Source organism: Streptomyces pactum, assembly GCF_002005225.1.
GTDB lineage: Bacteria > Actinomycetota > Actinomycetes > Streptomycetales > Streptomycetaceae > Streptomyces > Streptomyces pactum_A.
Map to the genome: position 1 here is coordinate 6872908 of NZ_CP019724.1, position 13490 is coordinate 6886397.

Sequence of the window (13490 nt, forward strand, 5' to 3'; positions counted from 1 at the left end):
GGCGCAGCACCATCACCGCATGGCGCTTCGGGTCACGTTTGTCGCGGCCGCACGCAGCTCGTCGCTGCTCGCGGAGCGCTTCGACGACGACCGGCCGCTCGACCAGGGTGGCTGGGACGAGGTGCTGCGCGCCGGGGGCGAGCTGCTGCCGCTCGCGGCGGCCGAGTTGCGCTACTGCTCGCCCACGCCCCGCAGCCGCGCCACCGGGGACGCCATCGGCTGCGTGCCGCTGGTGCAACTCGCCCTGCGGGACTGTGACATGGGCCGCTGGCGCGGACTGACTCTCGGCGAGGCCATGGCCCGCGAGCCGGCCGCCGTGGACGCCTGGCTCGCCGACCCGCGGACGGCACCGCACGGCGGGGAGCCGCTGCTGGCCTTCATCACCCGGGTCGGCGACTGGCTCGACACCCGCCCCGGCGAGGACGGCGACCGCATCGTCGCCGTGGCCGAGCCGTCCGTGATCCGGGCCGCGCTGGTGTACGTCCTGAAAGCGCCGCCCGCGACGTACTGGAACCTGGACGTCCGCCCCCTGTCGACGGCCACCGTCACGGGGCGCGCGGGCCGCTGGAACCTCCGCTTCGAAGGGGCGTCGGCCTCGAGGTCCTAAAGGGTGTTGCAGAAGGCCGTGATCAGGCAGGTCGGAGCGGGTGTCCGGGGCGGTGTGGTCATGCGGCGAGGGCGAGGTTGTGTATGCGGGCGACGGCCTGGACGGCGTGGTGGAGACCGTCGCCGCGTTGCCGGCAGTCGCGGCGGATTTTGTAGTTCTTCATGCGGGAGAAGGTGTGCTCGACGCGGGCGCGGACCTTGCGGTGCTGGGCGTTGTCTTCTTCCTCGCCTTTCAACAGGGGGTGTCCGGGGCGTTTGCGGTGTGGGACGATCAGCCCGGTGTTGATGTAAGCGCCGTCGCCGAGGACCGTCACGCCCTCGCAGTGTGCAGCCAGGCCGGAGTCCCGCCAGACTTTCGCGTCCGCCGTGTTGCCGGGCACCGGACGTGCCGCGGCCACTACCAAGCGCGTCTTGGCGGCCACGATGACCTGCACGTTCGCCGAGAACCGGTAGTTGCGCGAAGACGCTCCGACGTTGCGGTCGCGGACCGGGACGAGGGTGCCGTCCTCGATCCACAGCCGGTCGGTGGCATCAGTGCCAGCACGAGCCGGCTCGAGCGCGAACGAGTCCGACTGAGGGGACGCATCCCCGCCGGTCGGACTCGGGGACGATGTGTTTCACGGGCTCGCGTCATTCCCACGGTGCGCGGGGTCGGGGCTGCACAGCCAGCCGTTGACGGCGAAGCGGCTGTCCGCGTGCTGCTTGCTCGGGCAGTTGACCGGCCTTACCTCATGCCAGGCGGTGGGTAGGAAGAAGACGATGCTGTCGTGCTCGGGCTCCCAGTCCCGCCAGGTGCGCTCCTGCCATCTCCCGGCCGTCTCGGTGTGCAGGGGCAGAGCCGCGTCGAACACACGCAGCTCGCCCCCATCGAAAGGCCGGGGTGTGCGATGCAGGTAGTACACGAATGTGAGCAGGCGCCGGGGGGCGAACTCGACGCCGGTGTCCTGGTGCGGCCGGTAAAAGTCGCCGTCGTTGTGCGCGTTGAGGCTGTAGCTGGGTTCGGTGTGCTGGCAGGAGACTCCGAGAGTGTGCTCGACCCCCTCCAGCACCTCGTACATGGCCGCGATCAGCTCAGGCGCGGCGAAGTCTTGGCGCGAGCGGGACCGGCGAAAGTCGGGGACCACTTCCCGGTCGCGAATCATGGAGGGCTTCAACGTGTCGCTGGCGGAGGCGATGGCGCGCTCCAGTAGGGCGCCGGCCGTCTGCTCACCCAGGAACTGGGTGATGCGACAGACCGTCACCGGGAGCCGCCAGACTGCGTCCGTACACACCGGTGACCGCAGATCCATCCCCTGGGATGATCCCGTTACGGTCTCGTGTCGTGTCAAGGTGTCCTGCCTTGTCATCGTGTCTTGCCTTCTGGATCACGCTGAGTTCCGCAGGGACCGACTCCCCCACTATCCGAGGGAAGGGATGGCCACCACGGGCCGCGCTCAGCGGGGACGGCGACTGCGGCAACCGGCCTTCCCCAGCCGAGCGCTGGAGCATCGCAACAGGCCATCTGGCGCGTCACGCGGCGCCGGGCGTGTTCGGGCTCGCGGCTTCTCGCAGACGATCCACTTCGGCCGTGAGCTCTTCCACGCGGCGGTCCAGTGCCTGGATGCACACCAGGGCGACGCCGAGGCCGTCGACGACGGGGATGGTGGTGTCGTCGGGGTTCAAGCCGAAGGCGGCGTGCCAGTCCTGGGCCATCGGCCCCAGGTGACGCACGCCTTCGGGCTCCCAGAGGTAGCGCCAGGTACTGACGGGCAGCGCGGCCACGGTCTCCAGAACCGCGTAACCGTTGACCGGGCTGGCCGATACCACGTCGCTGAGCTCCCGGGCCTCAGCTCGAAGCCGTGCCGAGGCGCCGTGGTCAGCCGCCCGGGACCGCCGACGGAAGATCCCCACCGCTACCGGCTCCAGTCGACCGGGACCACGTCTTGCTTGAGCGCACGGTCACTGCAGACGGAGCAGGGGCCGCCTGGAACACCAGGGCCTTGGTCCGTGCCAATCGTGATCGCTCCGTGGGCTCCGGCCGGGGCGTGAATGCCGTCGCCGATCATCGCGGCTTCATAGCCGCCCAGCAGTTCCTGGAGGGTTCCGGGGCCGAAATTCTCCGGCGCAGTGATCGCAGCGATGCCGTAGTAGTCCGTGTAGGCCATCCCCAGCGTCCGGCCGCCAATGGTGGCGAACACGATCTTCGCGCCGCGGATGGGCTCCCCGGTCACCGCGTCTGTCGCCATCGCGTTGATGTTTTCCAGTTGCATCTGCGTGACGTTCAGGCTGGCCTGGCTGGCCGTGAGCCTGGTCGGCTTCAAACTGGGGCACTCCGCCCCGCCGCACGACGGCGTAGCCGTGGGGGCAGCGGACACGGGGGCACCACTTCCTACTCCCAGCGCCGCCATAGCCACGGCCATTGCCGAGACAGCCATACCCGAAGACCTCACGTCCCACTCCCATGTGTCAGCGACGCATGCCATCTCATCCGGACGGCATGCAGACTGTAAGGACGCCTGGCCGACGATACTGCGTGAAGATCGGAGATGCCTTCTATCGGGTGAACTGTCGGACGGGGCGCTGACTTAGTCAGTCACGGTTCGATGGCACGAACTGGGCAGCGGTCAATCTTCAGTGGCAATCGGTCAAGGTTCACTGGCATGGGACGCTAGGCGCGTGCGGCGGGAAGGTCGTACCGGCTGACAGCCACGTAGGTTTCCGGCGTCGCTGCTTCGAGGAGGCTCTCGTCTCCCTGCAGGTCGAGTTCCGGCTCCTGGGGGACGACGGAGGAGGTCGCTCCAGTCGCTCGCCGCACCGCGCTCGTAGGTGCGGCGTCCACCACCTCGGCGGGAACCAGGCTCTCAGCCGACACGAGCTGGGCGTTTTCATCGCCCGACGCGACGGACTCGACGCATCGCCACGTCATGGCCACCACCCGCCACGACACCGTCGTCACCTGCTTCGCCCTCGACCACCCCGTCCACGACCTGTTTCCCGGCCTGCCACGGCAGAAGTGGAAACGTCGTTCCTGCGGCGAGGGAGCCCACGGCCGGCGGATTCACGACTGGGCCCGCGTCGAAGCGCGGCCGTGGCACCGCGAGGACCGCTGGCACTGGGTTCCCGCCCGCCGCAGCGTCAGCAGGCCCGAGGAGATCTCCTACTACATCGCCTACTGCCCCGCCGGCACCACGCTGGACGAGCTGATCCGCATCGCCGGCAGCCGGTGGGCGGTCGAGGAATGCTTCCAGACCGCCAAGCAGGAGTGCGGCCTTGGACGACTACCAGGTCCCCGCTATCCCGGCTGGCACCGCCACATGACCCTGGCCATGGCCGCCCACGCCTGCCTGACCGTCCTGCGCGCCCGCCAGTTGGATGCGGACAAAGCAGAAACGGATCCTCCCCGCTCAAGCACCTCAGTCTCGCCGAGATCCGACGCCTGATCACCCGACTCACCGACCGCCGTCCCACCCCGGTCGACCACGTCCTGCACTGGTCGACATGGCGCCGCAGACGGCAGTGTCGAGCTCGGCTCAGTCACTACAAACGACGCGGACACAGTCCCTGAACTGGTCAGCAATCAGCACAAACACCGTAGCAATACTAGAGGCCTAGAGGCCTAGAGGCCTAGAGGCCTAGAGGCCTAGAGGCCTAGAGGGTTTAGAGGTCCAAGGGACCAACCCCCAGGTGGCTCAAGTGGCTCAAGTGGCCCCGGAGGCCTGGGGGCCGCGAAGCCCCAGGCGTCCAGGAGCCGTGGAGGCCCAGTCGCCCTGGCGTCCCGGGAACCCCAGAGCTTTCAGGAATCCGGCGTCTCGCGAAGGTAGTCCGTCGTGAGCAGCAGGTCCTTCGCCGGGCCGCCCACGCGCCACACGGTCCGCCAGTGGTCCTCGTCCCGGACGGTGAACTCGCCGCGGTAGAGGTCGGCGGCGCACGGGTGGTCGGCCACGTGGTGGCCCGAGGTCAGATCCAGGCCGTGGAAGGGCCTGCCGTCCGCGAAGTACACGTCGCAGATGCCGGGCGAGGGCCCCGGCGCGTAGCGCAGCGTCCGCTCGGCGGGGCGGGTCACGCCCTGCCAGGTGAAGGCGCCGGTCTCCCGGCCGAGCAGCCCGTCGCCGTCGAGCGCGTCGAACGCCGTGGTCCCCTCGAAGCGGCCCTCCGCGCCGCTCGCCAGATCCCGCACCGACCGCTCGGTGCGCCACCGGCCCGCGAGAAACGCCAGCACGTCCGGCACCGGCCACAACTCGCCCATTTCCACCCGCTTTCCGTCTCCGGCCCACTGGTTGCTGCGCGACCCATTGACGCGCCGTGGCCCCCTCCCTATCTTGCCGTTCGAAGTGCTGACCAATGTCCGATATTTCGAACGACCTAGCGAGAGCCGCGGAGTATCCATGTCACGCACCCGCTGGAGACTCGGTCTCAGCGTCACCGCCCTCCTGACCGCCTCGGCCCTGCTGCCGTCACCGGCGCACGCGGAGGCCGTCACCGACTACGCGATCACCGTCGACCCGTCCGCCGAGGGCGCCGCGATCGACGACACGATGTACGGCGTCTTCTACGAGGACATCAACCGCGCCGCCGACGGCGGCCTGTACGCCGAACTCGTGCAGAACCGTTCCTTCGAGTACTCCACCGCCGACAACGCCTCCTACACACCGCTCACCTCCTGGGCGGCCGACGGCACCGCCGAGGTGGTGAACGACGACGGCCGCCTCAACGAGCGCAACCGCAACTACCTCTCCCTGGGCGCCGGTTCGTCCGTCACCAACGCCGGCTACAACACCGGTATCCGGGTGGAGGAGGGCGAGAAGTACGACTTCTCGGTGTGGGCCCGGGCCGAGGGCGGCACCACCCTCACCGTCACCCTCCGGGACGCGGCGGGCACGCTCGCCAAGGTGCGCCAGGTCGCCGCGAAGGGGGAGTGGCGCAAGTACACCGCCACCTTCAAGGCGACCCGCACCAGCAACCGCGGCCGCCTCGCCGTCGCCACCACCGCGCCGGCCGCTCTCGACATGGTGTCCCTCTTCCCGCGGGACACCTACCGGAACCAGCCCAACGGCCTGCGCAAGGACCTCGCCGAGAAGATCGAGGCCCTGAACCCCGGCTTCCTGCGCTTCCCCGGCGGCTGCCTGGTCAACACCGGCTCCATGGAGGACTACAGCGAGGCGAGCGGCTGGCAGCGCGAACGCAGCTACCAGTGGAAGGACACCGTAGGCCCGGTCGAGGAGCGCGCCACCAACGCCAACTTCTGGGGTTACAACCAGAGCTACGGTCTCGGCTACTACGAGTACTTCCGCTTCGCCGAGGACATCGGCGCCATGCCGCTGCCCGTCGTGCCCGCCCTGGTCACCGGCTGCGGCCAGAACAAGGCCACCGACGACGACGCGCTGCTGAAGCGGCACATCCAGGACGCCCTCGACCTCATCGAGTTCGCCAACGGTCCCCGCACCAGCGAGTGGGGCGGCCTGCGGGCCGAGATGGGCCATCCCAAGCCCTTCCACCTCACCCACATAGGCGTCGGCAACGAGGAGAACCTGCCCCGGGAGTTCATGGCCCGCTTCAAGGAGTTCCGCGCGGCGATCGAGGCGAAGTACCCGGACATCACCGTCGTCTCCAACTCCGGCCCGGACGACTCCGGCACCACCTTCGACACCGCCTGGCGGCTGAACCGCGAGGCCGGCGTCGAGATGGTCGACGAGCACTACTACAACAGCCCGCAGTGGTTCCTGCAGAACAACGACCGCTACGACTCGTACGACAGGAACGGCCCCAAGGTCTTCCTCGGCGAGTACGCCTCCCAGGGCAACACCTGGAAGAACGCGCTGTCCGAGGCCGCCTTCATGACCGGCCTCGAGCGCAACGCGGACATCGTCAAGCTCGCCTCCTACGCCCCGCTGCTCGCCAACGAGGACTACGTGCAGTGGAGCCCGGACATGATCTGGTTCAACAACCACGCGTCCTGGAACTCGGCCAACTACGAGGTCCAGAAGCTCTTCATGAACAACACCGGTGACCACGTGGTCCCCTCCAAGGCGACCGGTACACCGGCCGTCAGCGGCCCCATCGCCGGCGCCGTCGGCCTGTCGACCTGGGCGACCAGCGCGGCCTACGACGACGTGAAGGTCACCTCGGCCGAGGGGGAGAGCCTCCTGACCGACGACTTCTCCGGTGACGCGTCGCAGTGGACCCACTCGGGTGCCGGTAGCTGGACCGTCCAGGACGGCCAGTACGTCCAGACCGACGCCGCCGCCGAGAACACCCTGGTCACGGCGGGCGACCCGGCCTGGAAGGACTACGACCTGCACGTGAAGGCCACGAAGAAGTCCGGCAAGGAGGGCTTCCTCGTCGCCTTCGGCGTCCAGGACACCGGCAACTACTACTGGTGGAACCTGGGCGGCTGGAACAACACCCAGTCCGCCGTCGAACAGGCCTCGGACGGCGGCAAGTCGACGCTGATCTCCAAGGCCGGGTCGATCGAGACGGGCCGCGCCTACGACATCGACATCAAGGTGCGGGGCCGCCAGGTGACCCTGTACCTCGACGGCGAGGAGTGGGGCAGCTTCACCGACGACAAGCCGGCCGAGCCGTTCCGCCAGATCGTCACCGAGGACGCGCGGACCGGCGAGCTGATCGTCAAGGTCGTCAACGCCCAGGACACGGCGGCCCGCACGGCCGTCGACCTCGGCGGCGCCAAGGTCGCCCCCAAGGCCCGCGTCACCACGCTGGCCGCCGGCCAGGACGCGGTCAACACCGAGACGGACACGCCGGTCACCCCGGTGCGGTCGACCTTCTCGGGGGTGGCGAGCGAGTTCACGTACACCTTCCCGGCGAACTCGGTGACGTTCCTGCGGATCAGGCAGCAGCGGTAGCCCGGGGGCCGGTGACCGTGCGGGCCCCTTGCCGGGCCGGCCCGCGCGGTCACCGGTCCCGGGCGCCGGCGGGATGCTCGGACCCGGTATACGTAGGGCCACTGTGCCAGTTGGCGGTCGAGCGGCGGGGGACGGATGGCCTGGGCGATGAGTGACGACTACGCGGCGACCCTGACCACGGTCAATGCCGCGGTGCTGTTGGTCGGGACCGTGCAGTACACAGGGCTCTCGAGGCGGGTGGGGGACCGGGTCTTCTCGTCCGAGCGAGAGCAGGCGGCCGCGAAGGGGCACCTGATCGAACAGCGGCGCCAGGGCGTCGAGCCCTCGCCCGGGGCACTCGTCCAGCTCCGAAGTCAACGCCGAGACCTGCGCAGACGGACCTCGGCCAACCTCGTCGCGGGCAGCGTGTGGTGCGTGGTCTGCGTGCTGCTGATCGTGCACCAGTTGCAGATCCTGGCGTGGGCGGGGACGGCGGATGCCGAGCCGGACCCGGGGCTGGCCAGGCGGTGCTTCCTCGCGACATGCGCCGGCATCGTCCTCCTCGTGCTGGAGCCGGTGGCCCGCGGGTCCTACCGGCTGTGGCGAGGGGCCCGGAAAGGCCCGCTCGAGTACACGACGCGGTACACGCGGCAGGAGCGGCGCCGACTGGACCGGCAGATCCGCACCGCGGCCGTCCAGCCGCCGGCGCCCGGCACGGCACCGGAACCGGGCGGCTCCGCACCACGCGTTCCCCCGTCGTCACCCGGGGCCGGCCGCTGAGTCCGTCCTGACCGGGCCGTCGGCGCGACAGGCGCGCGGAGACCGGCCGACACGGTCCGCCGTGGTCCGCCGTGGTCCGCCGTGGTCCGCCGTGGTTCGTCATGGGCACTCTTCACCGATCTTCGATTGCATAAACGTGCAGCGATACGTATAGTCATGCCATCAAGGAGGAGGATGTCATGGCAGTACGTGCGGCGGTGGCCGGAGCGAGCGGGTATGCGGGCGGTGAGCTGCTGCGTCTGCTCCTCGCGCACCCCGAGGTCGAGATCGGCGCTCTGACCGGCAACTCCAACGCGGGTCAGAGGCTCGGCACGCTGCAGCCGCATCTGCTGCCGCTGGCCGACCGGGTCCTGGAGGCGACGACGCCCGAGATCCTCGCCGGACACGATGTCGTGTTCCTGGCGCTGCCGCACGGGCAGTCCGCCGCCGTGGCCGAGCAGCTCGGCCCGGACGTGCTGGTGATCGACATGGGCGCCGACTTCCGCCTCGTGGACGCCGGTGCCTGGGAGAAGTTCTACGGCTCCCCGCACGCCGGCACCTGGCCCTACGGCCTGCCCGAACTGCCGGGTGCCCGAGCCGCGCTGGAGGGGTCCAAGCGCGTCGCGGTGCCCGGTTGCTACCCGACCGCCGTGTCCCTGGCGCTCTTCCCGGCCTACGCCGCCTCGCTCGCCGAGCCCGAGGCCGTGATCGTCGCCGCGTCCGGCACCTCCGGCGCGGGCAAGGCGGCCAAGCCGCACCTGCTGGGCAGCGAGGTCATGGGCTCCATGTCGCCGTACGGCGTCGGCGGCGGCCACCGGCACACCCCCGAGATCGTCCAGAACCTCGGCGCGGTCGCCGGTGAACCGGTCTCCGTCTCCTTCACCCCGACCCTCGCGCCGATGCCCCGCGGCATCCTCGCCACCTGCACCGCGAAGGCGAAGCCCGAAGTCACCGCCGAGTCCGTGCGCGCCGCCTACGAGAAGGCCTTCGCCGACGAGCCCTTCGTGCACCTGCTGCCCGAGGGCCAGTGGCCCGCGACCGCGTCCGTCCACGGTTCCAACGCCGTATCGGTCCAGGTCGCGTACGACGCCGACGCGGGCCGCATCATCGCCATCAGCGCCCTCGACAACCTGGCCAAGGGCACCGCGGGCGGTGCCGTCCAGAGCATGAACATCGCCCTGGGTCTCGACGAGACCACCGGACTGACGACGATCGGAGTCGCGCCGTGAGTGTGACGGCAGCAAAGGGGTTCACGGCGGCCGGTATCGCCGCCGGGATCAAGGACAGCGGCAACCCCGACCTGGCCCTCGTGGTCAACACCGGCCCCCGGCGCGCCGCCGCCGGCGTCTTCACCTCCAACCGCGTCAAGGCCGCGCCGGTCCTGTGGTCCGAGCAGGTGCTGAAGAGCGGGCAGGTGTCCGCCGTCGTCCTCAACTCCGGCGGTGCCAACGCCTGCACCGGTCCCAAGGGCTTCCAGGACACCCATGCCACCGCCGAGAAGGCCGCCGAGGTGCTCGGGACGGGCGCGGGCGAGGTCGCCGTCTGCTCGACGGGACTCATCGGCGTAACGCTGCCCATGGACAAACTGCTCCCGGGCGTCGAGACGGCCGCCGCTCAGCTCTCCGAGCACGGCGGTGAGAAGGCCGCCATCGCCATCAAGACCACCGACACCGTGCACAAGACGTCCGTGGTGACCGAGGACGGCTGGACCGTCGGCGGCATGGCCAAGGGCGCGGGCATGCTCGCGCCGGGCCTCGCCACGATGCTGGTCGTCGTCACCACGGACGCCGACCTGGAGGCCGAGGCGCTCGACCGGGCGCTGCGCGCGGCCACCCGGGTCACCTTCGACCGCGTCGACTCCGACGGCTGCATGTCCACCAACGACACGGTGCTGCTGCTCGCCTCCGGCTCCTCGGGCGTCACCCCGGAGTACGCCGCGTTCGCCGAGGCCGTACGCACCGTCTGCGACGACCTCGGGCAGCAGCTCATCCGGGACGCGGAGGGCGCCAGCAAGGACATCAAGGTCGAGGTCGTGAACGCCGCGACCGAGGAGGACGCCGTCCAGGTGGGCCGCACCATCGCCCGCAACAACCTCCTCAAGTGCGCCATCCACGGCGAGGACCCCAACTGGGGCCGCGTCCTCTCCGCCATCGGCACCACCTCCGCCGCCTTCGAGCCCGACCGCCTCAACGTCGCCATCAACGGCGTCTGGGTCTGCAAGAACGGCGGCGTCGGCGAGGACCGCGAGCTGGTCGACATGCGCTACCGGGAGGTGCACGTCGTCGCCGACCTCGCCGCCGGCGACGCGACCGCCACCATCTGGACCAACGACCTCACGGCCGACTACGTCCACGAGAACAGCGCGTACAGCTCATGAGTACGACGAGGAAGCACACCGCGCTCCCCAAGGCCCAGATCCTCATCGAGGCGCTGCCCTGGCTGACCCGGCACCACGGCAAGACGGTCGTCATCAAGTTCGGCGGCAACGCCATGGTGGACGAGGACCTGAAGGCCGCCTTCGCCCAGGACGTCGTCTTCCTTCGCCACGCGGGCCTCAAGCCGGTCGTCGTGCACGGAGGCGGCCCGCAGATCAGCCACGCGCTCGACAAGGCCGGCATCGTCAGCGAGTTCAAGGCAGGCCTGCGCGTCACCACCGAGGACGCCATGGACGTCGTACGCATGGTGCTGGCCGGGCAGGTGCAGCGCGAGCTGGTCGGGCTGCTCAACCGCCACGGAGCGTTCGCCGTCGGCCTCACCGGCGAGGACGCGCACACCATCACCGCCACCAGGCACCGGCCCGAGATCGACGGCGAGTTCGTCGACATCGGACGGGTCGGTGAGATCACCGAGATCGACACCGGCGCCATCGAGGCGCTGCTCGCCGACGGCCGCATCCCGGTCGTCTCGTCGATCGCCCGCTCCCAGGACGATCACCATGTCTACAACGTCAATGCTGATACGGCGGCTGCGGCACTCGCTGCGGCGCTCGACGCCGAGACTCTCATGGTCCTCACCGACGTGGAGGGTCTCTATGAGGACTGGCCGAACTCCGACGAGGTGATCAGCCGCCTCACCGCTTCCCAACTGGAGAAGCTGCTGCCGGACCTCTCCTCGGGCATGGTGCCGAAGATGGAGGGCTGCCTGCACGCCGTGCGGGGCGGAGTCACCACCGCCCGCGTCATCGACGGCCGGGTCCAGCACTCGATCCTGCTGGAGATCTTCACCGACGAGGGCATCGGCACGATGGTCGTGCCGGACGAACAGGGGGAGTCGTGAGCAACACAGGGGGAGCCGTGGGCAACGAAGAACTGACCGAGCGGTGGCGGGGCGCGCTCATGAACAACTACGGCACCCCGCGCCTGCCCCTGGTACGCGGCGAGGGTTCCCGGCTCTGGGACGCCGACGGCAGGGAGTACCTCGACTTCGTCGGCGGCATCGCGGTCAACGCGCTCGGCCACGCCCACCCGGCGGTGGTCGAGGCGGTGAGCCGGCAGATCGCCTCCCTCGGCCACGTCTCCAACCTCTTCGTCGCCGAGCCGCCCGTCGTGCTCGCCGAACGGCTGCTCCAGCACTTCGGCCGCGACGGCAAGGTCTACTTCTGCAACTCCGGCGCCGAGGCCAACGAGGGTGCCTTCAAGATCGGCCGGCTGACCGGGCGGCCGCACATGGTCGCCACCCACGGCGGCTTCCACGGCCGCACCATGGGCGCCCTGGCGCTGACCGGCCAGCCCGGCAAGCAGGAGCCGTTCCTGCCGCTGCCCGGCGACGTCACCCACGTACCGTACGGCGACCCGCAGGCGCTGGCCGCCGCGGTCACCGAGGAGACCGCCCTCGTCGTCATCGAGCCGATCCAGGGCGAGAACGGCGTCGTCGTCCCGCCCCCCGGCTATCTGAAGGCGGCCCGGGCCATCACCGCCGCCACCGGCGCGCTGCTCGTCCTGGACGAGGTGCAGACCGGCGTCGGCCGGACCGGCCACTGGTTCGAGTACCAGGCCCACGAGGGCGTCCTGCCGGACGTCGTCACCCTCGCCAAGGGCCTCGGCGGCGGCCTGCCGCTGGGCGCGACCGTCGCCTTCGGCCGCGCCGCCGACCTCCTCCAGCCCGGCCAGCACGGCACGACCTTCGGCGGCAACCCGGTCGCCTGCGCCGCCGGACTCGCCGTCCTCGACACCATCGCGGGCGAGGGACTGCTGGACAACGTCAAGCGGCAGGGCGAGAAGCTCCGCGGCGGGGTCGAGGCGCTCGGCCACCCGTTGGTCGGCCACGTCCGGGGCGCGGGTCTCCTCCTGGGTATCGTGCTCACCGAGCCGCTCGCACCCCAGGTGCAGCAGGCGGCTCAGGACGCCGGAATCCTGGTGAACGTGCCCGCGCCCGATGTCGTACGGCTGATGCCCGCGCTGAACCTCGGCGACGACGTGGTGGACGCGTTCCTCGGGGCGCTGCCCGGCATCCTTGACCAGGCCGCCGACGCGGCCCACGGGGACGGACGATCCGGAGAATGAGACGACGATGAGCCATGCGCAGGAGCACGAGCAGACGGCCGGGCCCGCCCTTCCGCAGACCCGCACCGCACGCCACCGCCGGATCGTGGACATCCTCAACCGCCAGGCGGTGCGCTCGCAGAGCCAACTGGCCAAGCTGCTCGCCGACGACGGGCTGACCGTCACGCAGGCGACGCTCTCCCGGGATCTGGACGAGCTGAACGCGGTGAAGATCCGCAACACCGACGGCGACCTCATCTACGCGGTGCCCAGTGAGGGCGGTTTCCGCACCCCGCGGGCCCCGCTCGGGGAGTCGGTGAAGGAGGAGCGGATGCGGCGGCTCTCCGCGGAACTGCTGATCTCCGCGGAGGCGTCCGCGAACCTCGTGGTCCTGCGGACCCCTCCGGGAGCGGCGCAGTTCCTCGCCTCGGCCATCGACCAGGCGGAACTGCACGACATCCTGGGGACGATCGCGGGGGACGACACGCTGATGCTGATCAGCAGGGAGCCGACGGGCGGGCAGGCACTGGCCGATCATCTGCTGAGGTTGGCCCAGAACGGGCATTGAGCGCCCCGGCGGCTCGTGCCGCGGGCGGGCGCGGGCGGTCCACGGCTGGTCGCGCGGCTCCCCGCGCCCCTGAACGCGTTGCGGTACGGCCGACCGAGCCCCCCGCGGCCGCGGGCAGTCGTGCCTTCCCGACTGTCTGAACGGCTCGGGAGGCGGTGCCCCGGGGCGGTACGGGTGGCGCGGTGGGAAACCGGGGGTACCGCTCCGGGGGGAGGCACACCGCCGACGCGGGTGAGCGGCACCCCGGAACGTCAG

The 13490-nt window shown here is 70.3% G+C and carries 13 protein-coding genes and 2 pseudogenes; 9 read left to right on the forward strand and 6 right to left on the reverse strand.

The window, feature by feature from the left end; translation table 11 throughout:
- Positions 1 to 19: 19 nt before the first annotated feature.
- Positions 20 to 607 (forward strand): histidine phosphatase family protein, encoded by a 588-nt coding sequence (locus tag B1H29_RS29595; protein ID WP_055416018.1) that lies wholly within the window; start codon positions 20 to 22, stop codon positions 605 to 607.
- Between the two features lie 58 nt (positions 608 to 665).
- Here B1H29_RS29595 and B1H29_RS29600 read toward each other — a convergent pair.
- From B1H29_RS29600 to B1H29_RS40250, 5 genes and pseudogenes are all read right to left on the reverse strand, one after another.
- Positions 666 to 1166: pseudogene (locus tag B1H29_RS29600) on the reverse strand (transposase family protein); the annotation flags it as partial.
- A 57-nt stretch (positions 1167 to 1223) separates the two neighbouring features.
- Positions 1224 to 1877 (reverse strand): 2OG-Fe(II) oxygenase, encoded by a 654-nt coding sequence (locus B1H29_RS29605; RefSeq protein WP_244209047.1) that lies wholly within the window; start codon positions 1875 to 1877, stop codon positions 1224 to 1226.
- Between the two features lie 238 nt (positions 1878 to 2115).
- Positions 2116 to 2412, reverse strand: a complete 297-nt coding sequence (locus B1H29_RS29610; protein ID WP_234392933.1) for a tail fiber domain-containing protein — start codon at positions 2410 to 2412, stop codon at positions 2116 to 2118.
- Positions 2413 to 2498: 86 nt separating this feature from the next.
- The gene (locus tag B1H29_RS29615) at positions 2499 to 2906 is read right to left on the reverse strand and encodes a hypothetical protein (protein ID WP_234392932.1); all 408 of its coding nucleotides are present in this window, start codon (positions 2904 to 2906) and stop codon (positions 2499 to 2501) included.
- Positions 2907 to 3253: 347 nt separating this feature from the next.
- The gene (locus B1H29_RS40250; protein ID WP_055416014.1) at positions 3254 to 3511 is read right to left on the reverse strand and encodes a hypothetical protein; all 258 of its coding nucleotides are present in this window, start codon (positions 3509 to 3511) and stop codon (positions 3254 to 3256) included.
- Between B1H29_RS40250 and B1H29_RS29620 the strand changes: the two are divergent.
- Positions 3501 to 4025, forward strand: a pseudogene (locus B1H29_RS29620) (IS701 family transposase); the annotation flags it as partial. The gene B1H29_RS40250 and the pseudogene B1H29_RS29620 overlap by 11 nt on opposite strands.
- A gap of 353 nt (positions 4026 to 4378) precedes the next feature.
- Here the strand turns inward: B1H29_RS29620 and B1H29_RS29625 are convergent.
- The gene (locus B1H29_RS29625; protein WP_055416013.1) at positions 4379 to 4831 is read right to left on the reverse strand and encodes a DUF6314 family protein; all 453 of its coding nucleotides are present in this window, start codon (positions 4829 to 4831) and stop codon (positions 4379 to 4381) included.
- Between the two features lie 139 nt (positions 4832 to 4970).
- Here B1H29_RS29625 and B1H29_RS29630 point away from each other — a divergent pair, with 139 nt between their 5' ends.
- The 7 genes from B1H29_RS29630 (at position 4971) to B1H29_RS29660 (ending at position 13235) form a co-directional block, all read left to right on the forward strand.
- Positions 4971 to 7448, forward strand: coding sequence for an alpha-L-arabinofuranosidase C-terminal domain-containing protein (locus tag B1H29_RS29630; protein ID WP_055416012.1), 2478 nt, complete (start codon positions 4971 to 4973; stop codon positions 7446 to 7448).
- Positions 7449 to 7595: 147 nt separating this feature from the next.
- Positions 7596 to 8207, forward strand: a complete 612-nt coding sequence (locus tag B1H29_RS29635) for a hypothetical protein (RefSeq protein ID WP_159027853.1) — start codon at positions 7596 to 7598, stop codon at positions 8205 to 8207.
- A gap of 179 nt (positions 8208 to 8386) precedes the next feature.
- The gene (gene argC / locus B1H29_RS29640; RefSeq protein WP_055416010.1) at positions 8387 to 9415 is read left to right on the forward strand and encodes an N-acetyl-gamma-glutamyl-phosphate reductase; all 1029 of its coding nucleotides are present in this window, start codon (positions 8387 to 8389) and stop codon (positions 9413 to 9415) included.
- Positions 9412 to 10563, forward strand: a complete 1152-nt coding sequence (gene argJ / locus B1H29_RS29645; protein ID WP_055416009.1) for a bifunctional glutamate N-acetyltransferase/amino-acid acetyltransferase ArgJ — start codon at positions 9412 to 9414, stop codon at positions 10561 to 10563. Before argC ends, argJ begins: the two co-directional genes overlap by 4 nt.
- Positions 10560 to 11462 carry an acetylglutamate kinase gene (gene argB / locus B1H29_RS29650; protein WP_055416008.1) on the forward strand — a complete coding sequence of 301 codons (903 nt, stop codon included), beginning with the start codon at positions 10560 to 10562 and terminating at the stop codon, positions 11460 to 11462. The genes argJ and argB overlap by 4 nt, the downstream gene beginning before the upstream one ends.
- Positions 11463 to 11479: 17 nt before the next feature.
- Entirely contained in the window at positions 11480 to 12688 is a 1209-nt protein-coding gene (locus tag B1H29_RS29655; protein ID WP_055416007.1) for an acetylornithine transaminase, read from the forward strand.
- A gap of 7 nt (positions 12689 to 12695) precedes the next feature.
- A complete protein-coding gene (locus tag B1H29_RS29660) occupies positions 12696 to 13235 on the forward strand; it encodes an arginine repressor (RefSeq protein WP_055416006.1) in 540 nt (179 codons plus the stop codon).
- Positions 13236 to 13490: the final 255 nt, after the last annotated feature.

Bases quoted from the DNA above. Each gene is read 5' to 3' on its own strand.
- B1H29_RS29595 (WP_055416018.1), top strand. From the start codon at position 20: ATGGCGCTTCGGGTCACGTTTGTCGCGGCCGCACGCAGCTCGTCGCTG.
- B1H29_RS40250 (WP_055416014.1), bottom strand. From the start codon at position 3,511: ATGACGTGGCGATGCGTCGAGTCCGTCGCGTCGGGCGATGAAAACGCC.
- B1H29_RS29625 (WP_055416013.1), bottom strand. From the start codon at position 4,831: ATGGGCGAGTTGTGGCCGGTGCCGGACGTGCTGGCGTTTCTCGCGGGC.
- B1H29_RS29630 (WP_055416012.1), top strand. From the start codon at position 4,971: ATGTCACGCACCCGCTGGAGACTCGGTCTCAGCGTCACCGCCCTCCTG.
- B1H29_RS29635 (WP_159027853.1), top strand. From the start codon at position 7,596: ATGAGTGACGACTACGCGGCGACCCTGACCACGGTCAATGCCGCGGTG.
- argC (WP_055416010.1), top strand. From the start codon at position 8,387: ATGGCAGTACGTGCGGCGGTGGCCGGAGCGAGCGGGTATGCGGGCGGT.
- argB (WP_055416008.1), top strand. From the start codon at position 10,560: ATGAGTACGACGAGGAAGCACACCGCGCTCCCCAAGGCCCAGATCCTC.
- B1H29_RS29660 (WP_055416006.1), top strand. From the start codon at position 12,696: ATGAGCCATGCGCAGGAGCACGAGCAGACGGCCGGGCCCGCCCTTCCG.